This is a genomic window from Paraburkholderia pallida (assembly GCF_004524855.1).
In the GTDB taxonomy this organism is placed as follows: Bacteria; Pseudomonadota; Gammaproteobacteria; order Burkholderiales; family Burkholderiaceae; genus Paraburkholderia; species Paraburkholderia oxyphila.
In genome coordinates this window covers 941,820-968,627 of record NZ_CP038151.1, presented here as the reverse complement: position 1 = coordinate 968,627, position 26,808 = coordinate 941,820, and the positions used below count along the sequence as shown (strand labels likewise).

At 66.5% G+C, this 26,808-nt stretch carries 19 protein-coding genes and 2 pseudogenes; 16 read left to right on the top strand and 5 right to left on the bottom strand.

Translation table 11 applies throughout. The features are described from left to right. Positions 1-11: 11 nt before the first annotated feature. Positions 12-1,949: a bifunctional sugar phosphate isomerase/epimerase/4-hydroxyphenylpyruvate dioxygenase family protein gene (locus E1956_RS39105; RefSeq protein WP_134759667.1), complete on the bottom strand. Its 1,938-nt coding sequence runs from the start codon at positions 1,947-1,949 to the stop codon at positions 12-14. Between the two features lie 355 nt (positions 1,950-2,304). Between E1956_RS39105 and aroQ the strand changes: the two genes are divergently transcribed. From aroQ to E1956_RS39045, 13 genes and pseudogenes are all read left to right on the top strand, one after another. Continuing rightward, positions 2,305-2,760, top strand: a complete 456-nt coding sequence (gene aroQ, locus E1956_RS39100) for a type II 3-dehydroquinate dehydratase (protein WP_134758672.1) — start codon at positions 2,305-2,307, stop codon at positions 2,758-2,760. Continuing rightward, positions 2,757-3,644 (top strand): shikimate dehydrogenase, encoded by an 888-nt coding sequence (locus tag E1956_RS39095; protein ID WP_134758671.1) that lies wholly within the window; start codon positions 2,757-2,759, stop codon positions 3,642-3,644. Before aroQ ends, E1956_RS39095 begins: the two co-directional genes overlap by 4 nt. Positions 3,645-3,691: 47 nt before the next feature. Then, complete coding sequence (locus E1956_RS39090) at positions 3,692-5,056, top strand: MFS transporter (RefSeq protein WP_134758670.1); 1,365 nt, start codon at positions 3,692-3,694, stop codon at positions 5,054-5,056. Between the two features lie 187 nt (positions 5,057-5,243). Next, positions 5,244-5,918 (top strand): TetR/AcrR family transcriptional regulator, encoded by a 675-nt coding sequence (locus tag E1956_RS39085; RefSeq protein WP_134758669.1) that lies wholly within the window; start codon positions 5,244-5,246, stop codon positions 5,916-5,918. Positions 5,919-6,131: 213 nt separating this feature from the next. Then, positions 6,132-6,650 (top strand): annotated as a pseudogene (locus E1956_RS47790) (MCP four helix bundle domain-containing protein); the annotation flags it as partial. Between the two features lie 6 nt (positions 6,651-6,656). Continuing rightward, positions 6,657-7,805: pseudogene (locus E1956_RS39080) on the top strand (methyl-accepting chemotaxis protein); the annotation flags it as partial. Between the two features lie 97 nt (positions 7,806-7,902). After that, the gene (locus E1956_RS39075; protein WP_134758667.1) at positions 7,903-8,499 is read left to right on the top strand and encodes a chemotaxis protein CheW; all 597 of its coding nucleotides are present in this window, start codon (positions 7,903-7,905) and stop codon (positions 8,497-8,499) included. Then, entirely contained in the window at positions 8,496-10,241 is a 1,746-nt protein-coding gene (locus tag E1956_RS39070; RefSeq protein ID WP_232072211.1) for a CheR family methyltransferase, read from the top strand. Before E1956_RS39075 ends, E1956_RS39070 begins: the two co-directional genes overlap by 4 nt. 25 nt (positions 10,242-10,266) lie before the next feature. Next, on the top strand, positions 10,267-11,037 hold the full coding sequence (locus E1956_RS39065) for a chemotaxis protein CheW (RefSeq protein ID WP_134759663.1): 771 nt from the start codon (positions 10,267-10,269) through the stop codon (positions 11,035-11,037). After that, positions 11,034-13,514 (top strand): hybrid sensor histidine kinase/response regulator, encoded by a 2,481-nt coding sequence (locus tag E1956_RS39060; RefSeq protein ID WP_134758666.1) that lies wholly within the window; start codon positions 11,034-11,036, stop codon positions 13,512-13,514. Before E1956_RS39065 ends, E1956_RS39060 begins: the two co-directional genes overlap by 4 nt. Next, the gene (cheB, locus tag E1956_RS39055) at positions 13,514-14,566 is read left to right on the top strand and encodes a chemotaxis response regulator protein-glutamate methylesterase (protein WP_134758665.1); all 1,053 of its coding nucleotides are present in this window, start codon (positions 13,514-13,516) and stop codon (positions 14,564-14,566) included. The genes E1956_RS39060 and cheB overlap by 1 nt, the downstream gene beginning before the upstream one ends. Before the next feature lie 95 nt (positions 14,567-14,661). Continuing rightward, positions 14,662-15,777, top strand: coding sequence for a diguanylate cyclase (locus tag E1956_RS39050; RefSeq protein WP_418789341.1), 1,116 nt, complete (start codon positions 14,662-14,664; stop codon positions 15,775-15,777). A gap of 135 nt (positions 15,778-15,912) precedes the next feature. Then, positions 15,913-18,810: a CHAT domain-containing protein gene (locus tag E1956_RS39045; protein WP_134758664.1), complete on the top strand. Its 2,898-nt coding sequence runs from the start codon at positions 15,913-15,915 to the stop codon at positions 18,808-18,810. Positions 18,811-18,935: 125 nt separating this feature from the next. Here E1956_RS39045 and E1956_RS39040 read toward each other — a convergent pair whose 3' ends face one another. Genes E1956_RS39040 through E1956_RS39030 form a run of 3 tightly spaced genes read right to left on the bottom strand, consistent with a single transcriptional unit; the run spans position 18,936 to position 23,738 of the window. Then, a complete protein-coding gene (locus E1956_RS39040; protein WP_134758663.1) occupies positions 18,936-19,586 on the bottom strand; it encodes a hypothetical protein in 651 nt (216 codons plus the stop codon). After that, positions 19,579-23,478, bottom strand: coding sequence for a type VI secretion system Vgr family protein (locus tag E1956_RS39035; RefSeq protein ID WP_167760266.1), 3,900 nt, complete (start codon positions 23,476-23,478; stop codon positions 19,579-19,581). Before E1956_RS39035 ends, E1956_RS39040 begins: the two co-directional genes overlap by 8 nt. A gap of 2 nt (positions 23,479-23,480) precedes the next feature. After that, positions 23,481-23,738: a PAAR domain-containing protein gene (locus tag E1956_RS39030; protein ID WP_134758661.1), complete on the bottom strand. Its 258-nt coding sequence runs from the start codon at positions 23,736-23,738 to the stop codon at positions 23,481-23,483. Between the two features lie 362 nt (positions 23,739-24,100). On the opposite strand from E1956_RS39030, the gene E1956_RS39025 reads away from it, so the two are divergent. Genes E1956_RS39025 through E1956_RS39015 form a run of 3 tightly spaced genes read left to right on the top strand, consistent with a single transcriptional unit; the run spans position 24,101 to position 26,343 of the window. After that, positions 24,101-24,937, top strand: coding sequence for an anti-sigma factor (locus tag E1956_RS39025; protein WP_134758660.1), 837 nt, complete (start codon positions 24,101-24,103; stop codon positions 24,935-24,937). A gap of 30 nt (positions 24,938-24,967) precedes the next feature. Next, on the top strand, positions 24,968-25,486 hold the full coding sequence (locus tag E1956_RS39020) for a sigma-70 family RNA polymerase sigma factor (RefSeq protein ID WP_134758659.1): 519 nt from the start codon (positions 24,968-24,970) through the stop codon (positions 25,484-25,486). After that, positions 25,483-26,343, top strand: a complete 861-nt coding sequence (locus E1956_RS39015) for an anti-sigma factor family protein (protein WP_134758658.1) — start codon at positions 25,483-25,485, stop codon at positions 26,341-26,343. Before E1956_RS39020 ends, E1956_RS39015 begins: the two co-directional genes overlap by 4 nt. Before the next feature lie 134 nt (positions 26,344-26,477). On the opposite strand, the gene E1956_RS39010 is transcribed toward E1956_RS39015, so the two are convergent. Continuing rightward, complete coding sequence (locus E1956_RS39010; protein ID WP_134758657.1) at positions 26,478-26,798, bottom strand: DUF4148 domain-containing protein; 321 nt, start codon at positions 26,796-26,798, stop codon at positions 26,478-26,480. Positions 26,799-26,808 lie beyond the last annotated feature (10 nt).

The following is a 26,808-nucleotide window of genomic DNA, read 5'->3' as shown; positions in this document are numbered from 1 at the left end:
TCTGGGGGGCCTTATAGGCTCTTGTCGTGTTCGTCGTCCTGACGCGCGTCGCGCGAGCGCTGGCGTGCCTGCGCGGCAAGACGCACCGCCGCGTTCGGCGCGCCATAGCCGTCGTAGCCGCCGCGGCGCTCCACCAGTTCCAGGAAGAAGCGCTGGTCGAGCGTTTCGGTGTAGGCGTGCAGGAACTCGCCGCCTTGCTCGTCGCGGTCGTAGAGGAGGTTGTGCTCGCGCAGTGCGTCGAGGAACTCGGCGGGCAGTGTGTGGCGCGCTTCGAGATCGTCGTAGTAGTTGGCCGGCACGCGCAGCAGCGGCACGCCCGCCGCTTCGAATTCCGTGACGGCGCGGAAGATGTCGCCGGTGCCGAACGCCACGTGGTTCAGGCCGGTGCCGTGATAGGCACGCACGCTTTCGGCGGTCGCGGTGTGCGGATCGACCGAGGCATTGAGCACCATGCGCAGGCCGCGGTCGGCGCTGAAGAGCGCGCGGCTGCGCACGAGGCCGTAGGGATCGGGCAGCAGGACGGCGGCGCTCGCCTGCAGGCCGAACACCGCTTTCAGGAACAGCACCCATGCGTCGAACGAACCGGCCGGGAGCGCGAGGCTCACGTGATCGATGCCCGTGATCGGGCCGACCTCCGTGGGACCGTCCACATCGGTGAGCACGAAGTCGGCTTCGAAGAGCGTCGGTTCGCCTGGCTGTTCGTTAACGAAATAGTTAAGACTGCCGTCCGGCGCCTGGACGGCCGGCACCACGCGCTCGTTGGGGCCGAGGCGGCCCGAGAACGGCTGATAGCCGAAACCCGCCGCACGTTCGAGCGCGAGACGCGCATCGTCCACGCGCAAGGCCGAGGCGCACAGCGAAAGCCCGTGGCGCTGAAAGAACGCATCGGCGAACGAATCGGGCTCGGCGTTCAGCACGATGGCCGCCGAGCCGTGCTGGTAGAGCGTCACGTCTTTCGAGCGGTGCCGCCCCGCGCGGCGGAAATGGAGCTTTTCGAGCCAGCTGGCCACACGCTGGCGCGCGGCGTCGTCCACTGCGAACTCGAGGAATTGCCAGCCCGCGTGCGCCGGCGCGGCGGGCGGGTTGTAGAGCGGCGCGGATTGCTCAAGGGCATCGCCTCGTGCTTCGCGCGTCAACGCTTCGCGTGTCAGCTCTTCCAGCAACAGCAGCGAGCGATTGCCGTCCGCCGCAGTGGCCGCAGGCGGCGCGCCGCGAAAGCCGTCGTTGAAGATTTCCAGTGAGAGCGGGCCCGTGTAGCCACTCTTCACGACCTGCGCCGTGAAATCCGCGAGCGCGAAGTCGCCCTGGCCCGGAAAGCAGCGGTAATGGCGGCTCCATTCGAGCACGTCCATGTTCATCTTCGGCGCATCGGCGATTTGCACGAAGCCGATGCGCTCGCCCGGAATCGTGGCGATCGCATCGGGCGTGTCGTCGAGCGAGAGCGTGTGGAAGCTGTCGAGCGCGAGCGTGAGGTTCGGATGATTCACGGCGTTTACGAGCTTCCATGCGTGGCGGTACGTGCGCACATGGCGGCCCCATGCGAGCGCCTCGTAGCACGTCACCACGCCCGCCTGCGCGGCGGCCTGCGCGAGTTGGCCGAGTTGATCGATGGCGAGCGCGTCGTCGTCGATCGTGTCGGGCGAGACGTTGCTGCAGACCAGCAGGCGATCCGCGCCCAGCTCGTGCATCACATCGAATTTGCGCTTCACGCGCTCGAGGTTGCGCGCCAGCCGCCCGGTGCTCACGCCCTCGAAGTCGCGAAACGGCTGGTACAGCACGACGGCGAGCCCGAAGTCGGCGGCCATGCGGCGCACGTCGGCGGGCGAGCCTTCGAAATAGAGCAAATCGTTTTCGAAAATCTCCACGCCCGCGAAGCCCGCGGCGCTGATCGCGGCGAGCTTTTCCGCAAGCGTGCCGCTGATCGAGACGGTTGCGATCGAGCGGCACAACGGGGCAAGGGCTGAAGCGAGAGGCGGCTTGGACATGGCGTGGCAACGGGATAAACGATAACCAGGGGCCGGCGGCGCGCGCTGCGCGGGCCGATGGGGCATGCGCTGCGCGCTCTGCGGGCAAGCAAGCTGCACACGCAAGCGCCGCCGGAGTGTTGCAAGGATAATAAAACTAACTAGTTAGTACAAATTCTCGGAAACCCCAGGGTGACCTGAGCGCGCGTGCGCGGCACACTGGCGGCCATGCGTGGGGTGAGCGCGTTGGCCGCGGGGCAGGGCAAATGCGCCGCAAATACCGCGCCTGAAACGTAGTTGTCGCGTGGTTATCGAGTTGTTACGTATTGTGGAGCGCCTGATGCTATTGCCGTCGGTACTGGTCCTGAACGGGCCGAATCTCAATCTGCTGGGAACGCGGGAACCCGCGGTATATGGGTCCGAAACGCTGGACGACGTGGCGCGCCTGTGCCGCGAAGCTGCTGAGCGGCTGCAGCTCGAAGTCGACTTCCGCCAGTCGAACGCCGAGCATCAGTTGATCGACTGGCTGCACGAGGCGCGCACGCGCGTCGACGGCATCGTCATCAATCCGGCCGCCTACACGCATACGTCGGTGGCCATTGCCGATGCGCTTTCGGCCATCGCCAAGCCCGTGATCGAGGTCCATATTTCCAATGTCCACAAGCGCGAGGCGTTCCGGCACCATTCGTTCGTTTCGCCTATAGCCGAAGGCATCATCGTTGGCTGCGGCACCCAGGGCTATGTGCTCGCGCTCGAACGCATGGCCACGCTGCTGGCAGGGAAGGTGTCGAAATGAGCGAGCACAACACCGCAACGAAGCCGCGCTCGTTCCTTTGCGGGCTGATCGGCAAGGGTATCGGCGGCTCGCTCACGCCCGCGATGCACGAGAAGGAAGGGCGCGAGCTCGGCTTCAACTATGTGTACCGGCGTATCGACCTCGATGCGCTCGGCCTCGCCGTCGACGCGCTGCCCGAGCTGCTGCTCGCGGCGCAGCGCATGGGCTTCGACGGCCTGAACATCACCTATCCGTGCAAGCAGGCCGTGATCCCCTTGCTCGACGAGCTCTCGGACGACGCACGGGCACTCGGCGCCGTGAACACGGTGCTGTTCCGCGATGGCAAGCGCATCGGCCACAACACCGACTGGTCGGGATTCGCCAGCGCGTTCAAGCGCGGGCTGCCCGACGTGTCGCTCGAATCGGTCGTTCAACTGGGCGCGGGCGGCGCGGGCGCGGCGGTTGCGCATGCCGCGCTGCAGATGGGTGCACACGCACTCACGCTGTTCGACGTGGACGCCACGCGCGCCCAGGCGCTCGCCGACGAGTTGCAGGCGCGCTTTCCCGCCGCGCGCGTGAGCGCAGGCGGCGACTTGCAGGCGACGCTGGCCGCCGCCACGGGCCTCATTCACGCCACGCCCACCGGCATGGCGAAGCTGCCCGGCTTGCCGCTGCCCGCCGAATATCTGCATGAGCGCCTGTGGGTGGCCGACATCGTCTACTTCCCGATCCGCACCGCGCTGCTCGAAGCGGCTGAAGGGCGCGGCTGCCGCGTCTTGAGCGGCGGTGGGATGGCGGTCTATCAGGCCGTGGATGCGTTCCGGCTCTTCACCGGCCTCGAGCCGGATGCCGAGCGCATGTATGCGCATTTGCAATCGATGCTGGCGCAGGACGCCGGCCAATAACTCGCCGCTCGCGAATCCGCTCGGCCATAAATAGTCAGGAGAGAGACATGGCACCACCCGTATCGACGGGGCGCGACGCGCCTACCCTTGCCGCGACGCCCGCCGAGGGCGCGCTGCGGCGCTCGAAGGCGCGCTATCGGATCCTCGGCCTGCTGGCCGTCGGCACGATGATCAACTATCTGGACCGCACGGTGCTTGGCATCGCGGCGCCGCAGCTCACCAGGGAGCTGGGCATCAACGCGGCGCTCATGGGGCTGATCTTCTCGGCGTTCTCGTGGAGCTACGTGGTGGCGCAGATTCCGGGCGGCGTGTTTCTCGACCGCTTCGGCAGCAAGGTTACGTACTACCTCGCGATGACGCTGTGGTCGATGTGCACGCTCGTACAGGGCTTCGTCGGCAGCGTGGGCGCGCTGCTCGCGTGCCGGCTGGGTCTCGGCGTGGCTGAATCGCCGTGCTTCCCCACCAATAGCCGCGTGGTGGCGACATGGTTCCCGCAACAGGAACGCGCGTTCGCGACCGGCACGTATACGGTGGGCGAGTACGTCGGCCTCGCGTTCTTCAGCCCCTTCCTGTTCGCGCTGATGGGCGCCTATGGCTGGCGCTCGCTGTTCTACGTGGTGGGCGCCGTGGGCATCGCGTTCGGCCTTGTGTGGTGGTGCTTCTACCGCGAGCCGCACGATCATCCGGGCGCCAACCGCGCGGAGCTCGACTATATCGAGGCGGGCGGCGGCCTCGCGAAGCACGACACGAAGGCCGACGCGGACAAGGCGCAGGCGGCCGAGGGCAAGAAGGGCTTCGACTGGCGCATGGCCGGCAAGCTGCTGCGCAAGCGTCAGCTCGCGGGCATCTGCCTCGGCCAGTTCGCGGGCAACTCCACGCTCGTGTTCTTCCTCACGTGGTTCCCGACCTACCTCGCCACCGAGCGCCACATGGGCTGGCTCAAGATTGGCTTCTTCGCGATCATGCCGTTCATCGCCGCTTCGATCGGCGTGATGTTCGGCGGCACCTTCTCGGACTGGATGCTGCGCCGGGGCCTCTCGGCCAACGTGGCGCGCAAGCTGCCGATCATCGCCGGGCTGCTGCTCGCGTCGACCATCATTCTCGCGAACTTCGTCCAGAGCAACGTGGCCGTGATCGCGATCCTCTCGGTGGCGTTCTTCGCGCAGGGCATGGCCGCGCTCGGCTGGACGCTCGTTTCCGATATCGCACCGGCCGGCATGCTGGGCCTCACGGGCGGCATCTTCAACCTGGCGGCCAACCTCGCCGGCATCATCACGCCGCTCGTGGTCGGGGTGATCGTGAGCGCGACGGGCTCGTTCGTCTGGGCGCTCGCGTTCATCGGCACGATCGCGCTGGTCGGCGCCGCGTCGTATATCTTCGTGGTGGGCGACATCAAGCGCATCGAGCTGTAAGGCGGCTGGAGGATCGGCTTGCCGATTCGAGTCGGCGGGCCGCTAGTTTCGCCGGGCGATCTCCTCGGCCCTGGGGGCGCTCCCGGGGCGGCCCGAAGCCCCGCCGGCCCGGGCGTCAGGCCCGGCGGGGCTTCAGGCGCCCATGCTAGAATCGCCGGCATTCCATCCCACTCGCGCTCCACTCAAAATGGCAAGACCGGCGGCTTCGGCCGAACGCAACGACGCTCAATCCGAAAGCCGGCGCAAGTACGATCCGGAGCAGACCAAGCGCAATATTCTCGAAGTCGCGACGGCCGAGTTTTCGGCCATGGGTCTCGCGGGCGCGCGCGTGGACCAGATCGCCGAGCGCACGCACACCACCAAGCGCATGCTCTATTACTACTTCGGCAGCAAGGAAGGGCTGTACGAAGCGGTGCTCGACAAGGTGTACGGCGACATCCGGGCGCTGGAGCAGGACCTGCATATCGACGAGCTCGATCCCGAGGAGGGCTTGAAGCGTCTCGTCGAATTCACCTTCGACTATCACGACCGCCATCGCGATTTCGTGCGCCTCGTGACGATCGAGAACATTCATGGCGCGAAGTACCTCGAGCGGCTCAAGACGTTCCGCAGCCGCAACGCCAGCGTGATCCGCACCATCGAGGACCTGCTCGCGCGCGGCGTGAGCGCGGGCGTCTTCCGCGACGACATCGATCCCATCGACCTGCACTTGCTGATCAGCTCGATGTGCTTTCATCGTGTGAGCAACCGCCACACCTTCGGCGCGGCGTTCGGGCGCGACCCCTCGCATCCGCGGCTGCGCGCGCGTCATCGCGAGATGGTGGTGGACGCCGTGGTGCGCTTCGCACGCAAGACCGCCTGAGCTTCCCGAGCCCGCAAAGCAATCCCGATATTCGCGTTGGCGCGTGTGGCGGCGGCACATCCTGTTCTTCCCTCATCCCATAAAAGTGCCCGGACGCATTACACTACGCCCCGGAAGCCCGGCTGACGGGCTTTTGCTGCGTCGTCTGTACGCTCGCGCGCATTGCGCGGGCGCAGGGCGCCTTCCCTCGCCAACCGGTTAAGGCCACGCGTAATGAGCACAGCCATGCCCCGTTCCGGCTCAGCCGGACTCCCGCGCCAGACCCATGGCCGCTACACCCTCGGAACGCGCATCGTCTTGAGCTTCGGCTTGCTGTTCGTGCTGATGCTCGTGATGGCCGCGATCTCCTACAGCCGCCTGCGCGCCATCGACGACGAGGCCTTGAGTCTCACGCGCGATTCCGTGCCGGGCCTGTTCTATTCGACCTCGCTGCGCGCCTCCACGAGAAAGACCTACAACGTCGTCGAGCGCGCCGCCTTCGTCGAGCCCGATGCAGCGGGCATTGCGAGCATGCTCGGGACACTGCCCGCCGCCCTGAACCAGGTCGATCAGGACGAGAAGCAATATGAGAGCACGGTGTATCGCAGCGACGACCGCGCGCGCTACCAGCGCTTCCACGATGCTTATGCACGCTACCTGCCGCAGCTGATGGCCGTCGTGCGGCAGGTGCCCGGCCAGCGCGCCGCCGCGCAGGCCGCGTTCTTGCAACTCGGCGCGGCGTGGCACGATGTGGAAGACGCGGCCAACACGCTCGTCGACGAAAACCGCGCCCAGGCCGACGACTCGGCGCAGACCATCCGCGGCTCGGTCACGGGCACGGAGATCACGCTGGCCACGGCGCTCGGCGTCGTGCTGCTGGCCGCGCTCGTGACCGGCTATACGCTGCACCGCGCGATCACGCGCCCGATGACGCGCCTCGTCGAGGTGCACGATTCGATGCGCATGGGCAACCTCTCGCAACGTCTGCACCTGAACCGCCGCGACGAGTTCGGCGTGCTCGAGGACGGCTTCAACCGCATGAGCGACGAGCTCGCGAGCCTCGTTGCCCAGGCACAGAAGTCGTCGCTGCAGGTGACGACCTCGGTGGCCGAGGTGGCGGCCACCTCGAAGGAGCAGCAGGCCACGGCGAGCGAGACCGCGGCCACCACGACCGAGATCGGCGCGACCTCGCGCGAGATCTTCGCGACCGCGCGCGACCTCGTGCGCACGATGGGCGAAGTGGCGACCGTGGCCGAGCAGTCGGCTGGGCTCGCCACCACGAGCCAGAGCGGCCTCACGCATATGGAGAACACCATGCGCGGCGTGATGGAGGCCGCGGGCTCGGTCAACGCCAAGCTCGCGATCCTCAACGAGAAGGCCGTGAGCATCAACCAGGTCGTGGCGACCATCACCAAGGTCGCCGACCAGACCAACCTGCTTTCGCTGAACGCCGCCATCGAGGCGGAAAAGGCCGGCGAGTACGGGCGCGGCTTCGCCGTGGTGGCCACCGAGATCCGGCGTCTCGCCGACCAGACGGCGGTGGCGACCTACGACATCGAGCAGACCGTCAAGGAGATCCAGTCGGCGGTCTCGGCGGGCGTGATGGGCATGGACAAGTTCGCCGAGGAAGTGCGCCGCGGCATGCACGACGTGCAGGAAGTGGGCGCGCAGCTTTCGCAGATCATCGGCGCGGTGCAGACGCTCGCGCCGCGCTTCCAGGTCGTCAACGACGGCATGCAGGCCCAGGCCACCAGCGCCGAGCAGATCACCCAGGCGCTCACGCAGCTCTCGGAAGCCGCGCAACAGACCGCGGAGTCGCTGCGGCAGTCCTCGCAGGCCATCGACAATCTCACGCTCGTGGCCAACGAGCTGCGCACCGGCGTTTCGCGTTTCAGGATCGAGGCGTGAGGGTCGTGGTGCGCGCAGTTGCGCGCGGCGGCGGCGTCCGCTTTCCGGGCCGCCGCTTGCCGGTTTCCCGCTTTTCGGTCCATTGAACGGAGCCGCGATGCTGTTTCTCGTGTTCGAGCTGGACGGCGAACGGTACGCGCTCGATGCGCGTGAGATCGTGCGCGTGCTGCCGCTGCAGCCGGTGCGAGCGTTCGCGGGCACGCCGCCATATATCTCGGGCGTGATCGATCACGAGGGCGCGCCGGTGCCGGTCGTCGACATGGCGATGCTCGCGCTCGGCCGGCCGGCGCGCGCGCTCATGTCGACCCGGCTCGTGCTCGTGAACGATCAAGCGCCGGGCGCTTTGGACATGACTCGGGGCACCCCAGAGGGCACGACTGCGGCCATGGCTGCGGCATCAGGCGGACATGGCGCGCGGCCGCGCTGCATCGCGCTGCTGCTCGAATGCGCGACGCGCACCCAGACGCTCGCGCCCGAAGCGTTCGCCGATGGCGGCATTGCGACGCCCGAGGCGCGCTGGCTCGGCCCCGTGGCGAGCGACGCGCACGGCTTCGTGCAATGGGTGAAGGTCGGGCAACTGCTCGACGAACGGGTGCGCGCGCTGCTCTTTCCCGATCCGCCCACCTGGCGCGACTCGGCCGTGCCCGGCAACGCCATGCCGGGCGATTCGATACCGGCAGGGCGTACGCCATGATGGCCGCCCAACAGTACGTGGATCCGCGTTTCGCGGCCTGGCTCGTGCAGGAGACCGGCATCGACGCCGAATCGCTGGGCTCCCACGCGCTCGCTCGCGCCGTGGCCGCGCGCGCGGCGCTCGTCGTGGCGCCGGACGCGCAGGACGGCGCGCCCGAGCCGCACGGCGCGCGCGCAACGCATGCAGCGGCGATGCCGGCACAGTGGGCCGGCGGCGCGGCCCTGCCCGAAGCGGTGCGCGACGCCTACTGGACACGCCTCACGACCGACGCCGCCGAGCGCCAGGCGCTCATCGACGCGCTCGTCGTGCCCGAAACCTGGTTCTTTCGCGAGCGCGAGGCGTTCGCGGCGCTCGCTCGCGGCGGGGCGCAGCGCCTTGCGGTGCAGCCCGGCGAACTCGTGCGGGTGCTCAGCGTGCCGTGCTCGACCGGCGAGGAGCCTTATTCGGCGGCGATGGCGCTGATCGACGCGGGCTTCGTGCACGAGCAGTTCGGCATCGACGCCATCGACATCAGCGCGGCTTCGATCGAGGCCGCGGCGCGCGGCGTCTATGGCCGCAACGCGTTTCGCGGCGACGCGCTGGCGTTTCGCGAGCGCTACTTCCACGCGACGCCGGACGGCTGGCAACTCGCCGACGCCGTGCGGCGCGCCGTGTCGTTCGAGCGCGCGAACCTGTTCGACTGGCTCGCGGCGCATCCCGTGCGCTACGACTTCATCTTCTGCCGCAACGTGCTGATCTATTTCGATCGCGAGGCACAGGACCGCGCGATCGGCCTGTTGCGCGCGCGTCTTGCCGATGGCGGGATGATCTTTGTCGGGCCGGCGGAGACGGGGCTCATGATGCGCCATGAGTGGATGTCGGCGCAGATCCCGCTTGCGTTCGGGTTCACTGCGCCGGGCGAGGGCGCCGCACGCGGCGCGCATGTTTCGGATACCTTGCGGTCGGCCTGGGCGCCTGGCTTGCCGGGTGTGACGCTGCCTGCATTAGGCGTGGCTCAGCCGGTGGCCGATGCGCGGCGTCCGTTGCCGGCCGTGCCGCTCGTGCCGTCCGCGCGCGCGGGCGGCAGCGTTGGCGTGACGATTCCCGGTATGGCGATGCCTGGCGTAGCGGCGCGCGGCGTGGCGACGCCCGGCGTGGCGACGCCCGGCGTGGCGACGCCCGGCGCTCCTTCACCTGGGCAGTGGGCGCCTTCGGCCACCGTGCGCGCGTCGGCCAACGGCGCAGCCGCATCCACGCAGTTGCAAGGCACGTTGACGAAGGGGACCGCTATCCACGCAGCCGTAACGCCAGGTTCAGCGGGGCGCGCCGCCCTTACGCCGGGCGTCACCCCGTGGGGCGCAGCTACGCGAGGCACGGGTTCGTCGGGCGCCAACCCGCCGGTCGAAGCTGCGCGAGGTGCGGCTTCGCCGGGCATCGCAACGCTGGCATCCGCGCGCCGCCTCGCCGACGCCGGCGCGCTCGACGAAGCCGCCCGCGCCGCCGCGCAAGTCGCGCAGGCGTCGCCGCATGACGCCGAGGCGTGGTATCTGCTCGGCCTGATCGCCGATGCCCAGGGCCGCGCCGCGCTAGCGCTCGAGCACTATCGCAAGGCGCTGTATCTGGAGCCCGGCCATTACGAGGCGCTCACGCATCTGGCCGCGTTGCTCGAAGTGCAGGGCGACGTGGATGGCGCGCGCCGCCTGATGCGTCGCGCCGAACGCGCGGCGCAGCGCAGCCCGGGCCACGGAGGCGTAGATGCGTGACTCGACTTCCCCGCACCTGAACGCCATGCACGCAATCGAGCAAGAGCACGACGCGATTCACGAATCGGGCGCACGCGCCGCGCCGCTCGACGATTGCTGGAACCGCATCGGCACGCGCGGCGACGGCTCGTGCGAGCGCCTCGCGCAATATGTGCGCTGCCTGAACTGCCCCGTCTTCGAGGCGGCCGCCGCGCGCATGCTCGACCGTCCCGCGCAGCGCACGGTGCGCGCGCCCGAAGCCGAGGGCGGCCACGCCGCGCAAGCGGGCGTGGCACGCCAGGAAGGTTCGCTGGTGTTCTGCGTGGGGGCCGAATGGCTCGCGCTCAGCGCGCAGGCGCTGCGCTACGTGGGCGAGGCGCGCGCGATTCATTCGTTGCCGCACCGGCGCAGCCCCGCGGTGCTCGGCGTCGTGAACGTGCGCGGCGTGCTCACGCTCGCGGCTTCGCTCGCCGAGCTGCTGCATATCGACGTGACAGCCGACGCTACGACGGCCGCAGCGGTGAAATTCGCGGCACCTGGCACAGGCGCTGGCGCTGGCCCAGCGAGCGCGGCAGGCGCGCGCGCCGCCACACCGCGCCTGCTCGTCGCCGAGTGGGACGGCGAGACGACGGCGTTTCCCGTCGACGATGTCGAAGGCGTGGCCTACTTCGGCAAGGACGATTTGCTGAGCGCGCCCGCCACGCTCGCGCACGCGGCGGGCCGCCATGTGCGCGGCGTGTTCGCCTGGCGCGGGCGCTCGGTGGGCGTGCTCGATCCCGATGCGCTATTCGGCGCGCTGACCCGGAGCCTGCGATGAGCGACGACGAACTGAGCCGCCGGTCGCTGCTCGACCTCTTTCGCGAGGAGGCGCAGACACAGACGCGCACGCTCTCGGCGGGCCTGCTCGCGCTAGAGTCCACGCCCGCCGACGCGGCCACGCTCGAGGCCTGCATGCGCGCGACGCATTCGCTCAAGGGCGCGGCGCGCATTGTCGGGTTGCCCGAGGCCGTGGACGTGGCGAGCGCGATGGAGGATTGCTTCGTCGCCGCGCAGCACGGCGCGGTGACAATCGATGCGGCGCGCATCGACGCGCTGCTGGTGGGCATCGATCTGCTGCTGGCGGCAGGGGACGCGTCAGCGCCGCCGCTCGCGCGCGAGGCCGTCGACGATTTTGTCGCGCGGCTGGCGGGCGCCGCTGCGGATACCGTTGCGCCCGCACACGCGCAGCCGGGGCGGGATGCGGCGGCTGGGCTTACGCGCGGCACGGACGACGGCGCGCGCGATCCGGCGCCACCGGGGTTGTCGGACGCAGAGGCGCTGCTAGCTGCAAGTCTTGCGGGCACACCAGGTTTGGGTTCGCCGGCGTGGAGCGAAGGCGGGGCGTATGGCGAATCCGCCTCCGCGGAAGCTGGCGGCGAACTCGCTCGCGAGATCGGCGGGGACATCGGCCGCGACGCCGGCACAGAAGCCGCCACAGAAGCCGCCACTTCCACGCCTGCCGTCACGCAACGCTCCGCGACCCACGCCACCCAGGACCGCGACCGCATGTTGCGCGTGCGCGCCGGGACGCTCGACCGCGTGCTGGGCCTGGCGGGCGAATCGCTGGTGGAGTCGCGCCGCATGCGTCCGTTCGCAAACACTTTGCTGCGCGTGCGCCGCGCGCAGGGCGAAGTGCTCGCCGCGCTCGGCCAGTTCCACGAGCGCCACGCGCAAACGCTCGGCGCCGAGGCGCGCGCCTCGCTCGCGGGCATCCGCGAGCAGCTTGCGGCGCTCGAGCGCCAGCTAGGCGAGCGCTTCGACGACCTCGACCGCATCGACCGGCGCGGCACCCAGCTCGCGCAGCGCCTCTACGACGAAGCCCTGCAATGCCGCATGCGCCCGTTCGGCGACGCGGCGCATGCGTACCCGCGCATCGTGCGCGATCTCGCGCGCTCGCTCGGCAAGCGCGTGCGCCTGGTCATCGAGGGCGAGACGACGCAAGTCGATCGCGACATCCTCGAAATGCTCGACGCGCCACTCGGCCACCTGCTGCGCAACGCGCTCGATCATGGCGTCGAAGCTCCCGAGACGCGGCGCCTTGCCGGCAAGCCCGAAGAAGCGCGCCTCACGCTCGAAGCGCGCCACAGCGCGGGCAAGCTGCTGATCACCGTGGCCGACGACGGCGCGGGCGTCGACCTGCCGGCGCTCAGGCGCGCGATCGTCGCGCGCGGGCTTGCGCAGCCCGAGGCTGTGGCGGCCATGTCCGAGCCCGAGCTGCTCGAGTTCCTGCTGCTGCCCGGCTTCACGATGCGCGAGCGCGTGACCGATGTCTCTGGACGCGGCGTGGGCCTGGACGCCGTGCAGAATTTCGCCAAGGCCGTGCGCGGCACCGTGCGCATCGAAAGCGCGCCGGGGCGCGGCACGCGCTTCGTGCTGCAATTGCCGCTGACGCTTTCGGTGTTGCGCAGCCTGATCGTCGAGGTGGCGGGCGAGGCTTATGCGTTCCCGCTCGCGCACGTGCGGCGCGCGCTGCGCGTGCCGCGCGAAGCCATCGAGATGCTCGAAGGCCAGCAGCACATCATCTACGAAGGGCGGCCCGTTGGGCTCGTGACCGCGCGCCAGCTGCTCGGCGCGAGCGGGGCGCAGGCGGGCTCGGACGACGTGTGCGTCGTGCTTATCGGCGCGGGCCATGGCGCCGACCACGAAGCGGCGCTCTACGGCATCGCGGTGGACCGCTTCGCGGGCGAGCGCACGCTTGCCGTGCAGCCGCTCGACGCACGCCTCGGCAAGGTGCGCAACGTGGCTGCCGCGGCGCTGCTCGAAGACGGCGCCGTGGCGCTGATCGTCGACGTCGAGGATCTCGTGGCCTCGGTCGCGCGGCTCGTGCGCGAAGGGCAGCTCGCGGGCGTGGCGCGCGGCACCCAGGTTGCCGCGCGCGAACGCAAGCGCATCCTCGTGGTCGAGGATTCCTTGACCGTGCGGGAGCTGGAGCGCAAGCTGCTCGAAAAGCGCGGCTACCAGGTGAGCGTGGCGGTGGACGGCATGGACGGCTGGAACACCTTGCGCACGGGCCATTACGATCTCGTCATCACCGACGTGGACATGCCGCGCATGGACGGCATCGAGCTCGTCACGATGATCCGCAACGATCCGCAGCAGCGCGGCGTGCCGGTCATGATCGTCTCGTACAAGGACCGCGAGGACGACCGGCGCCGCGGCCTCGACGCCGGCGCCGACTACTACCTCACCAAGGGCAGCTTCCACGACGAAGCGCTGCTCGATGCAGTGAACGACCTGATCGGAGAGGCGACCTGATGAACATCGGTATCGCGAACGACATGCCCCTCGCGGTGGAGGCGCTGCGCCACGCCATCGCGGCGCGGCCCGGGCATCGCGTGCTGTGGGTGGCCGCCGATGGCGAGCAGGCGGTGGACTTCTGCGCCGCCCAGCCGCCCGACGTGATCCTGATGGATCTCGTGATGCCGAGGATCGACGGCGTGGAGGCCACGCGGCGCATCATGGCGCGCTCGCCATGCCCGATCCTGATCGTCACGAGCAGCGTGGGCGCGAACGCCTGGCGCGTGTACGAGGCGATGGGCGCGGGCGCGCTCGACGCGGTCGACACGCCCACGCTCGCGGGCCCCGCAGCGCGCAGCACGATGGACCTGCTGCTCGCGAAGATCGACCAGATCGGACGCGTGAACGGCACGATCGAGGCGGCGCGCGCGCCCGAGGCGTTCGCGGCGGCCCCCGACGCGCGCACGCCACTGGTGGCGATCGGCGCCTCGGCGGGCGGGCCCACGGCGCTCGCGGCGGTGCTGGGCGAGCTGCCGGCCAGCTTGAGCGCGGGCATCGTGATCGTGCAGCACGTGGACCAGTCGTTCGCGCTGGGCATGGCCGACTGGCTCGACGGACAAACCGCGCTCAAGGTGCGCGTCGCGCGCGAAGGCGACCGGGCCACGGCGGGCGAGGCGCTGCTCGCGGCGACCAACGACCATCTGCGCATGACGGCTTCCGGCCGCCTCGCCTATACGCGCGAGCCGGCCGAGACGCCGTATCGGCCCTCCGTGGACACGTTTTTTCATAGCGTCGTAGAGCACTGGCCGGGCGAGGCGATCGGCGTGCTGCTCACGGGCATGGGACGCGATGGCGCCATCGGCCTGAAGGCGATGCGCGCGAAGGGCTACTACACGATTGCCCAGGACGAGGCGACGAGCGCGGTCTACGGCATGCCGAAGGCGGCCGCCGCGCTGGGCGCCGCGCGCGCGATCTTGCCGCTCTCGGCGATTGCCGGCGAACTCGTGAGCCGCCTGGGCGCGCACGGCGCAGCCGGCACGCTCGGCATGACGAGACCGCCTGCACCTTAAAGACCGCCTGCGAAAAGACCGTAATAGCGCCTGATAGACGTCAAGCACCTGGACGTCAAGCAATTGAAACAGCGACCGTAAAAGCGACAGAAACCATGACTGAGAAGCCGAACCCATCAACCGCAGCCGAATCCGCGCTGACCGAAGGCGGGCCCGACGAGGCATCGCTCGAAGCCGCGCTTGCCGCCGTGCGCACCGCGCTCGCGCAGCCGCTGCCCGGTGCCGAGGCGCCGATGATGGTGCTGCTGGTGGACGATCAGGCCATCGTCGCCGAGGCCGTGCGGCGGGCGCTGGCGAGCGAGCGCGACATCGACTTCCATTACTGCGCGCACCCCGACCAGGCCGTGCGCATGGCGGAGCAGGTGCGCCCGACCGTGATCCTGCAGGACCTCGTGATGCCGGGCACCGACGGCCTCACGCTGGTGCGCGCCTACCGCGCCAACGACGCCACGCGCGACGTGCCCATCATCGTGCTCTCCACCAAGGAGGAGCCGTCGATCAAGAGCGCGGCCTTCGCCTCGGGCGCGAACGACTATCTCGTCAAGCTGCCGGACAGCATGGAGCTCATCGCACGCGTCCGATATCATTCGCGCTCCTATGTGAACATGATCCAGCGCGACGAGGCCTATCGCGCGCTGCGCCGCTCGCAGCAGGAACTGCTCAAGGTGAACCTGGAGCTGCGCCGGCTCACGCAGTCGGACGGCCTCACGGGTCTCTCGAACCGCCGCTATTTCGACGAATTCCTCGGCGCGGAATGGCGGCGCGCGCAGCGCGAGAACACCGAAGTCTCACTGCTGATGATCGACGTGGACTACTTCAAGCCCTATAACGACACCTACGGCCACGTGGCCGGCGACAACGTGCTGCGCTCGGTGGCCACCACGATCCGACGCGAGGTGAACCAGCCGCGCGACCTCGTGGCGCGCTTCGGCGGCGAGGAGTTCGCCGTCGTGCTGCCGGGCGCGGGCAGCGCGCTCGCGCGCCTGCTGGCCGAGAAGATGCGCCGCGACGTGGCGGGGCTCGAGCTGCCGCATATGGGCTCGGCGGTGAGCGAGCATCTGACGATCAGCGTGGGCGTGGCGACGCTCACGCCCACCGAAACGCTGGCGGAAACCGCGCTGATCGAGGCGGCAGACGCGGCGCTCTACCGGGCCAAGCGCGAAGGGCGCAATCGCGTGTCGTACTCGACGGCGGTGACCGGGCGGGACTGAGCCGCGCGCAACCCTCTGTGCGCAAGCGCACAGAGGCGGCTTGATGCGCCGCTGCGGCGGTGCTTGAATCGTCGGGATCGCGCACCGCACGCGACGTCCCGGTTCGAGGCGTGCGCGCTCGGGAGGGCCGGCGCGATGGCGCACCGCACGCTGAATCTCGTCCATGCTGTCTTGCTTGCCGGCGCGCTTGGCCTTGCTGGCCTGGCATGCGTTGCTTGCTCGCCTGCACGTACGCAAACGTCGCCTGGGACCCAGGGTGCGAGGTCTTCCACGGCAACGCCATGGAAGACGGCAGGCGCGCATGAACGCTCGATCCACGCGAGGCTGGCGGGCATCGAGGACGGCGAAAAGCGCTATGCCTTGCTCGACTCGCTTTCGACGGAGTACTTTCGGGCCGGCATGATTGCCGATTCGGTGCGCGTGCGCGAGCAGATCGTGGACGACTCGAAGATCGGCGCCGGGCGGCGCTCGCTCGAGGCCTCCAATCTTGCTTTCCTTTACGCGCTATCGCACAACTACAGGAAGTGCGACCACTATCTTGTGCTCGCTCGCACGTTTGCGCGGCAGACCCCACCTACGGAGCTCGAAACCCTGCCGCGCGAACCCGCCTACGCTTTTTTCGCGGCGGAAGCAGAGAAGGAGCGGCTTGCCGCGAACCGCAATGACCTCGCGCTGCTCAAGTACCAGCAAATTACCGACCTCGCGTGGCACAACCTCAACGATCCCACGCTCAGCGAAAAACGCCACCAGGCGGCGGTGAACGAGCTTTACGACAATGCCGTCGAGTTGATCCGTATTCTCGCGCAGAACAACCGGCCCGCCGAAGCGCTCAGTTATGCGAACGAACTGAGCTGGGATGCCGATCATCGCCCGGATATGCAGGTCAGCGTGATCCAGCGCGCGCGGCTCGAACGCGGTCTTGCGATCGCGCGTGAGTCGAACAACGATTACGACGGCGCGCTCAGCGCCATCGACGCCGCGCTCGCCGGTGAGGAGCGCGTGGACCCCGCGAAGATTACGGCCGAATACGGCGATTGCCTGCGCCAGCGCATGCTGATCGCGCTTGCCATGGGCCGTATTGGCGACTATCGCGGCGACGCCGCAGCCTATGAGCGGATCATGTCGCTCAATCCTTTTGCCGAGCAGGGGAGCAGCGCTAACGATCGCGAGTCGCTGAGCCTCGCCGCACGCGGACAATGGCAGGCGGCCAGCAAACGCATCGAGCCTTTGATTGCCTACGAACTGCGCGTCCAGGGCGCGCAGGGCCCGTTCTACAAGTATCCGGCTGCAATGCAGATGCTCTACCGCCTGCAGGATCCCGTCACGCCCGCGAAGGAGGCGGACGTCATCGCCTATGTCTCCCCGATCGTCGGCATGCAGGGAAGCTGGAACGACGCCACTTCGCGCGGCGCCTACGTCGAGGATGGCGCGCTGGAAATGTCGATGCGCTATCTGGTCGAGCGCGGCGGCGACGATACGGCGCTGGCGTTTCGCATTGCCGAGCACTTTCAGATGGACGCGACGCAAGACGCCATGAACGACGGCGCAGCGCGTCTTGCCGCCGGCACGCCGGCATTGCGCGAGTTCGTGGAGCGCGAGCAGGCGTTGCGCTACGGGCAGAACACGGCGCAGCTCGCGCTCGCGCGCGCCGACGCCGGGCTTTCCGGGCAAGACAACGGCGACGTTTCCGCCACGCCTGACACACCCACCGAGCTCGCGCGCGAAGATCGCGCGCAACGCGAGGCCAACGCGCAACTCGCGGCGCTGCGCAAGCAGATCGCCGAGCAGTTCCCGCTTTATCGGCAACTGGCGTCGCCGGCCATCCCTTCGCCGCGCGAGGTGGGCGCGGTGCTCCATCCGGGTGAGGTCTACGTCGATCTCTATGCGGGCCGGGACGCGAGCTACGCGTTCGTCGTGCATCCGGGCGGCGCGTTCCGCGCCATCCGGCTCGCGGTGACGCATGAGACGCTCAAGACGCAAATCGCGGCCTTGCGCGCGAGCTTCGACGCGGGCGTGCCGCCCACGCAGCCAGGCGAACTGGCGGGCTTCGATCTGAACGCGGCAGCCGCGTTGTACCGCGCGCTGATCGCACCGATCGAAGCCGAATTCGCCGGCGCGGACACGGTCTATCTGGCCACCAGCGGCTTGCTCGCGAGTGTGCCGTTCGACGTGCTGGTGACGCAGCCGGCGTCGAGCCTGAGCGGCGCGTCGTGGTGGATCGAGAAGACCCTGCCGGTGCGCATCCCGAGCGCGGCGGCGCTCGTGCTCGCGCGCACGTATCCGGCGCCTCATGCGCAAAGGCCGCTGCTGGCGTTCGCGGATCCGAGCTTCGATGGCCTCGACGCCGAGCCTCCGGAGCAGGGTGCGCCGGCCGCTACGCTGGCGGCGTCGCGCGCGTTCCCGCTCGACGCCGGCACGCGCGCGTTCGATTACCACCGTGTGGCGCCGCTGCCCGAAACGCTGGCCGAAGCGCGTTCGATTGCTGCGGCGCTGGGCGCACCGCAAGACAGCGTGCTATGGGGCACGCGCGCCTCGCGCAGCGCGGTCATGAAAGCGGACTTGTCGAGCGACCGCGTGGTGCTGTTCGCCACGCACGGCATCTCGCCGGGCGAAGTGCCGGGCTGGCGCAAGTCCGGGCTGGCGCTTGCCTACGAAGGGCACGGACTTGCCGATTCGGTCCTCACCGCGGACGACATCGTGACGCTGCGCCTGAACGCCGACTGGGTCGTGCTTTCGGCCTGCAATACGGGGCTTGCGACGGGGAACGCGGGCGATGCCATCTCCGCGTTGTCGCGCGCTTTTTTTGCTGCGGGCGCGCGATCGCTGCTTGTTACGCAGTGGGCCGTGGAGTCGCAGTCGGCGGCGCGGATCACCGCGGGCGTGTTCGAGGCTTATGCGGCCAATCCCGCGCTTTCGAAAGCCGGCGCGCTTGCGCAGGCCGAACGTGAGATGCTCGCGGGGAAGGATGGGCAGGTGTATCGGCATCCTTATTATTGGGGTGCCTATGAGCTGGCGGGGGATGCTGCGCGCTGAGGGTGGGCTGTTAGACGCGGATGTTGGGAATTATGGGGCTATTGCGGTTTCTGCGCGAGGCGCATTGGTGCGGGCCGCGGATGCAGCGCGATCGAACTGCGAAATTGTATGTTCGAAGCGCTGGGTCACTTGGTGGCCTCTGGTTTCCCGTACAACTCGCGAATGCGCTGTTCCTTTTCTTCGTGCAGTCTCTTGCGGTCCTCGGGCGTGACGAGCGGATAGGCACGCTCGATGATGACATGCAGTAACTTTGGTGGTTCCGCCGGATTGTCGCTGTCAGTGTCCACGTAGTCCAGATCAACATTCACCGACGCGCGGGTTCCTATGTGGTCGTTCGCCCGGTAACGGTATCGATGGATACGCTCCTGAGGTGGAAAGCCGGGACCCATATCATTACCTTGCTGTTTTTGCCCCTCTCGGTCGACCCAGTAATTTGCCAAGTCGAGTCGTTCTTCGAGGAGATAGCGATTCACTTCCACGAGCGGCCCGGTAAACAGGATTTCGAACGCGACAGGGACAACTGGAACTTTCATCCTGTCTTCCGATAGATCAGATGGGTCGGCGGCAGTTGAAAATATTATCCTCGATTGAGGTAACGATTTATTAGTGAATAAATATACGCCTCCAGGATATCCAGGATATTTTTCTGTTCGTATTTTTTGCCCAAACACAGAATCATCTGGGTTAAATGGTTTGTCGTCGCGAATAATCGCCATCGCTCCGGTAAGAACATTTGCTATCGCTTCTACCTGAGGGTCTCGCGCCTTACTATGCATTGTCACTCCCCTTAATTCGCGTAATGGTTTCGCGATACTGTTTTGTGCATGTGCCGGGATTGCGGAGCTGAGTCCTGTCAGGATCATTCCAGTACAGATCGACCAATTCACCACATATAAATGCGTCCTCTTCATGTAAATGACTCCTGTATCCGGACTTGCGATCTGCCATTTGTCGTGCCTGTTCGGGTGTAACGGCTAGTAGCTTGCACAGTTCAGTTTCTGCGATTGCCGCATCGGCCTGCAGAAAATTGAAACCAGACTTTCCCGTGGTGCCTATAATCGACCAGTAATAATCGAATATCAGCATCCGATGAACGCCAATGCGAACACGATCGTCGGCCGGAAAAGGCGTACTCAATGCGAGATTACGCACGGATTCTCTCACCGTTGCCGCGACATAGTTATCCATGTTTTTAAAATGCTTATAGTCATCCCGGTGATTTGAAAATAGTGAAATCATCCAGAATTTCTGCTGGCAGTGCCTGGCCTCGTGATAGAACGTTCCGGCCAGTTCCGACACGTCGATGGCGCGAAAGCCTCCTTTGTTTTCTATAATTCTATTAATTTTTGAGATGTTTATCGCAATTATCCAGAAGATGCCCACGAAGCCGCCTAGATAGTCCTTCTCAAAGCCGTAATTGGCTGCATTTTCTGGTGTGACGAATACAATTTCCGGCATTGCGCCGGGTTTGTCTTTTAATGAAGACGATCCCTTGGGTAAGCCGAATGCCCCACTTGAAAGCGCTTCCCATAGTGTTGGCTTGATTGCAGCGACAACAGTCTCACCAATCTCATCTGCAGACTTTCCTGCCAAGCCATCCCAGTCGAGCGCGGTGAGTTCCTTCTTGACCGCAGCGGTGTACTTTTTCGCGACTGGATAATCGACATTGTGTCGATAGTCGTACTGTTGTTCCTCATCGTTTGGTTTTGCCTTGTTGAGATAGAGGCATGTGCGCAGGCCAAAGTTCAGTGGATCACAGCCGATAAAATCTGGCGCCTGAGCTTGTGTTGTTGGTCCTTCTCCAGGTGTGCTTGCCGTCTTGCCGCCAATCTGTGCCGTTCGCCGTGCAGGTATGGGGGGAATGGGCGGCGGCGGTAGACTTGCGTCCCGGTAGACCGATATCCTGGTCATACCGATCACATCCTCCGGGCTGCTCTGCGACCTGAATTCGACCATGCCGAACGACACGGCGTTACTCGTCGCCATCTGCAATTCGCCCAGTTCGTTGGTGACGCCCTGGATAACCTGGCCGTCGTCCAGTGTGAGGCGGTATGGCTGGTTCGGGACCGTAAAGCCGCCACCGCTCTCGACGAGCACATGATGGGCCACGAGTTTGCCGGCGTTCTCAGGCGTGACCGGGAACAGCACAGGTGGCGCCTGCGGGTCATCCGTCGCGTGCTTCGCCGCATGGACGAGGTACTGCCCATTGGTAAACACGAAAAAGCCCTGAGGCGTGAGACGAACTGTCGTGTTCTCTACCTTGAACTCGATGTAGTTCGGCGCCGCCAGCTTGATCGCGCCACCAGTGCTGGTTTGCGTCAGATCGCCCCGTGCAGTCATATCGATTCCGTTCGTGCGTGATTCAATGCGTACAAGCTCACGGGCAATGAGGCTCATGGATTTATAGGCAAAGAAAGACACCACGCGCCCAACCGAAACGAACAGAGACTTCGCTGCCGCAATCGCCACATTGCCGCCCGTCGTAAGCGCCGTATTCTCGCGGCTAAAAAAGTGCGTGTTGTGTTCCGCCGTGGCATGCAGGTTAGCCGCGCTGGCTAGGACAATGTCGGGGTTGCCGAACTCGGGAAACTCATCATCGACATTGCCGCGCAACGCGGCGTTGGCGTCCTTGATGGCCCGTGTTACGTCCGTCTGGTTGTCGGTCGTCTCCTGCGCGCCGTGCCGCTGTGCGCTCTGCGCCAACGCCTCGTGAATACCGCGCGCCTCGGTCAGGTGCGTGTGCGTCTCGCCCATGTCCTTGACCTTGCCAGCCGCTTTTTCACGGATAGACGTGGTTATCAGCATGCCGAACGCCCGCAGAACGCCCCGCAGGTCGGTGCGAAGCTCGAAGCCTTCACCTCTGGCTTCCTGACGCCCCGCATTGCCGTCGATGCGCGTGATATAGCCCAGGCTCAGGCTCGATTTCGCATGGTCGCTCGCGAGCTGTACTTGCTGGCGACCCGGTGTGTCGTCGAACGCGAGATGGTTGGTCGTGGCGCCGCGCCCGAAGCTGCGCGTGACGATGCCAGTGAGCGCCTGATTCTTGGGCAGCTTCCATGCCGGCATGTTGTTCACGTCCGGTACGAACGCCGTCACGATGGGGCGGTCCGGGTCGCCGTTGATGTAGTCCACTATGACCTGCTGCCCGTGGCGGCCATGCATGACCGTACCCATCTGGTTGCCTTGCCACGGCTGCGCGACGCGGACCCAGATTGAGTTGCGACCGGTGAAATCACCTTGACGATCCCAGGCGTACTGAATCCGCACCCGGTTGTATTCATCGATCGTCATTTCGAAATCGGCGGACCCCACGATGACCGCGTATTCCTTGTCGCGAAGACGCGGGCGCTCCGTGACCTGCGGCATGCGGTAAGGCTCATCTTTCGGGAGCAGTTCGAACGAGGCGTCAAATGAATAATGGAGGAACAGTTCCGAAGGACCCGGCGCGCCCCGGATATCCAGCTTGCACGCCAGCACGAGATAGTCGCCGTTCGCATTGTCGTACGGATGATCGGTTAGCGTGAAGGTCTTCGCGACCTCCAGCCCGCTCAACTCTCCACGGCCCCGTACACGTTTTCGCTGGCCGCGCTGGGCCTCCAGTTTCACGCGCGCCAGATGTTGCGCATCCGCCTCCCAATCTTCCGCGTCCCGACCGTCGCGGTAATGCGTGTCGGGCTGGGCGTACTCGGCGGGCTCGTAGGACTGGAGGCGCCCATGGAAATTCGTTTGACTTTCATCTTCGCCTTTCACGCTGTACTGCGCGCGATAGGACAGACTGTTGCGGCTCAGCCGGGGCGATATATAGCTATGATCGGTGACGGTTATCTTTTCGACCGCGACCGACGTGCGCCACGACAGATCCGCAATGTGCACCCGCTGGTGGTGGCCGCCCTCGGGGCGATACTCCAGCGTGTCATAGGGTAGGCTTTGTTCCTGGCAACCGCGCGTGTTGTCGGCTATGACGAGCACGTGCTTTTCGTCGTGGTGCTCGAACCAGACCACATAGCCGAATTCCTCGCACAGCCGCATGCAGAAGTCCCAGTCCGTTTCCCATGCCTGCCGGATAAAGTCACGCCGGAATGCGTTGTGCCTGGCCTCAAGACCCTGGTTGAAACGGAACTCGATATCGTTGCTGTACTTCGACAGAACGTTTCGGAGGATGTTGGGGATCGCCGCATCCATGCCAACAAAGACACGCGAGTTCTTGCACAGCGTTGCACGCCACCACCACGGGCGTATCACGAATTGATAGACGAGCGCATCGCCCTCGGCGCTGGCGATCTCGGCGGATTCGACCATGCCGCTGATCTCGCGCTCTCCGGTGCGGTCACGCTTCGTCAGAGGCCAATAGCGACGATGTTCTTTTTCGTAAGCATCGCTGAAGACGAGCGTGATCTGGGTTCCCTTGATGGCGTCGAGATCAATCTCATAGTCGTCATTCCCGAAATATTTTGGATCGTGGACTGAGCAGTAAGCCTCGATGTGATACTCGAAAAGCTGTCCGATTGCCTCGGTGCCCCAAACGCGCTGGGGCAATAGCACGTCCTGCCGGAATTCTTTTTGCCGCTTGCGCCACTCCAGGACGACGACACGTTCGGGCAACTCGGGCCCACGCATGCGAACGGGGCTGAAGTAATTCCTCAGGGTGCAAACGTAATCGGGCCACATGATCAGGACGCCTTTTGCAGCGTTGCGCCGCATGTGGTCATGTCGCCGATGAACGCAACCCGCACACCGCCATGCGTGCGCTTGCCGGTCGCGATGATGGGAAAATCACCACCACACTTCGGACACCTGACGAGATGGCCGTCGAGCGCAACCGGAATGCCGCGATGGGTGAGATTGGGCGCGGCCTGAATGATCTCGCCGCCGTGGTCGGTGGTGTCGCCAAGCCGGGCAACTTCACGCCCTGTCACTGCGTCCTTCATATGCCGCTTCCTTCTGAAGAGAGACACCGCGATGCAAGGGCGGCAGACTCCACCGCCCGCAGATGCCTATCCTGAAGGAGCACATATTAGCCTGAACAGGAGAAAATTCCGAAATACAGCCTCACCATCGATTCAAGGTGCATAAAATTGTGCAAAAGACGTCTCTACTTGATTCCCAGCAAAGGCCAGCCGTTGCTGGGCGATCCGTCGCGAGGAGGGCGTCGCCTCAATGGCGCGCCCACATACCCAGCACCGCAAGCGCAAGTCGCCCCCGCCGCGCCCCATAAAATTGCGCCCCGTGCGGAATAAGCGCCCAGGCGCGTGTGTTAGTCCATCGTCTCCACCCAACGCGGCGGCATATCATGGCTTTACAGAGGCTGCACGACGAGCGGCCGGTATCCGAAGGCGATATCCACGCCTACACAGACGGTTCGCTGGCGCATGCCCGGATCGCGCGTGTGCGCCACTATCTGGCGACGCGCCCCGGTGAATGGCATCGGATCCTGTTTTATCGGCGGCTCAATGCCCAGCTTCGTCACTCATTCGGCGAGGCTGAGCACGAGCACGATCCCGAAGCACTGTCCGAAATGCGGCGGCCCGCGCCGACACGTCGGCGCAGGGCTGCGGCTGGTGGCGTTGCCCGCCACCGGGCTGCCGCGCTTGCGCTCGCGTGCCTCATGGCTGGCGCGGCGCTGGCATGGCTTGCCATTTCCGAGCCCAGTGCCCAGGTTCTGAACGACGCGGCGGTGATGGCGCTCATGGAGACCGGCAACGGTCCTGACACAGCAGCGGCGTCGGCGCAGGATTCGCCCGGCGCGCCGCTCGCCGATTCGCTCGTGCCGGTGCCGTCGGCCAGCGTCCCGGCGCCGTTCGACCTCGCGCCGGCGGGTTTGCGGCTCGTGGCGTCCGGCACGATCGAGCTCGGGCTTTTCGCGCGGGCCGGCCGCTGGGTCTACGAAAACGGCGAAGGCCGGCCGGTTGTGCTGCTCGCCTCGCGCGCGTGGTTTGCGCATGCCGAGCCACAATGGAGCGCCCGGCGCGTCGGCAATCTGCGCTTGCTCGGCTGGACCGGGCATGGCGAGCGCTGGGTGCTGGCGGGCGATGCGCAGACGCGCGGCCTGATGCGCGCGGCGGACCTCGCCACGCAGGAGCAGCCGGCGCGCGACGCCGCGGTCGCGAATGAGGAGCCCCCACGATGAGCGCTCAGATGAGGACGGCGAGGATGGAACATGGACATCCGTGACGAGTTGATAGAACACGTGCCGCGCCTGAGGCGTTACGCCCGCGCGCTGATCAACAACCGCGAGCTCGCCGACGATCTCGTGCAGGACACGCTCGAGCGCGCGCTCGGGCGCACGGCGCTGTTTCGCGCGGGTACGGACCTGCGCGCGTGGCTCTTCACGATCATGCACAACCTGTTCGTGAATCAGGTGCGCAAGTCGGCGTCGCGCGGCACGCACGTGAGCGTGGATGACGAGAGCGTGCCAGAGACCGACTACGCGGTGCCCGCGTCCCAGACCGGCACGCTCGAGGTGCGCGATCTCGACTTTGCGTTGCAGCGGCTGCCGGTCGAGCAGCGCGAGGTGGTGCTATTGGTTGGGTTGGAGGAAATGAGTTACGCCGACGTGGCGCTGGCGCTCGACATCCCCATCGGTACGGTGATGTCGCGGCTTTCGAGAGGACGTGAGCGCCTGCGCGCGCTCATGGCCGGTTCCGTCCCGCGTGCGAATTTGAAGGTGGTGCGATGAGCGACCAACATAATCCCGTGACCGAAGAGGACATCCACGCCTACGTGGACGGCACGCTGGCGCAAGCACGCCGCGCCGACGTCGAGCGCGAGCTCGAACGCAATCCGGAGCTTGCGGCGCGCGCGAGCGACTTCTTCGCGCTAAACAATCTGCTGCACGAGCGTTACGACCGTGTGCTGAGCGAACCGGTGCCCGCGCGTCTGCGCGTCGAGTCCGCCGGCGCGGCGCATGGCGGATCCGCCAGGCCGGCCAGGCGCCACGTGCGCGAAGCGGCAAACTGGCCGAAGTTCGCGGGCCTCGCGGCTACGCTGGTCTTGGGCGTGGGCATCGGCTGGGGCACGCACTATGGCGCAAACATGCTGGGCGGCGCAGCGGGCCGCGGCGACTCGCATGCGGAACTGCATACGGTGAGCGCGGACTCGACCATGAACTTCGTGCACGAGGCTGCGCTCGCGCACGTGGTCTACATGCCCGAGGTGGAGCGGCCGGACTCGATGGGCGCGCGTCAGGAGCAGGATTTCGTGCAGTGGCTCGCGAACCGGCTCGGCACCAACGTGCATGCGCCGATGCTGGAGAAGAGCGGCTTCGAGCTCTCGGGCGGGCGTTTGCTGCCGGGCGCCGACGGCGAGGTCGCGCAGTTCATGTATCACAACGCGCAGGGCGAACGCGTGACGCTGTGCATCTCGCACCGCAAGGCAAGCAGTAACACGACTGCGTTCAAGCTCTATCAGGACGGTCCCGTGAACGTGTTCTACTGGATCGATGGCGACTTTGGCTATGCGCTTTCGGGCGGTATCGACCGCAAGGTGCTGTTGCAGCTCGCCCATGATGTGTATGCGCAATTGACGCCGCGCTGAGCGTGCTTGCGCGCGCGCAAGCACGCAGCGCTTCTGCGCAAGACCCTGGCCGTTCGCGATCTTCGCATGCCAACGCCGATACCCCGCTCTCCATGAGCGGGGTATCGGCGTTACACGCGCTGGACGTTCGCGCATCAACTTCCCGCGTAGATGTTGCAGAAGCTCACCGGCCCCACGCAGGCCATATGCGGCGCGCCCGAGTCGCTCGTTCCGGTCGTCGGCATGCCTCTGCCGCTGTCGGCGTGCGGCGCGGCGCTGTGTGCAACCTGATTGGCGAAGACCGGGCTGACGTCGGGGTACGACGCATCGGCGACGAAGCGCGAGCCGTTGGCTTCGGCATCGATCAACTGCTGGCGAACCTCGTCGCGGGTCAGGCCTTGGGCCGAAGCGCTGGCGATGGCGCCCATGGAGGTGGCGGCGACGAACGTGGCAAGCAATACGCGGCGGATAGACATTTCGAACTCC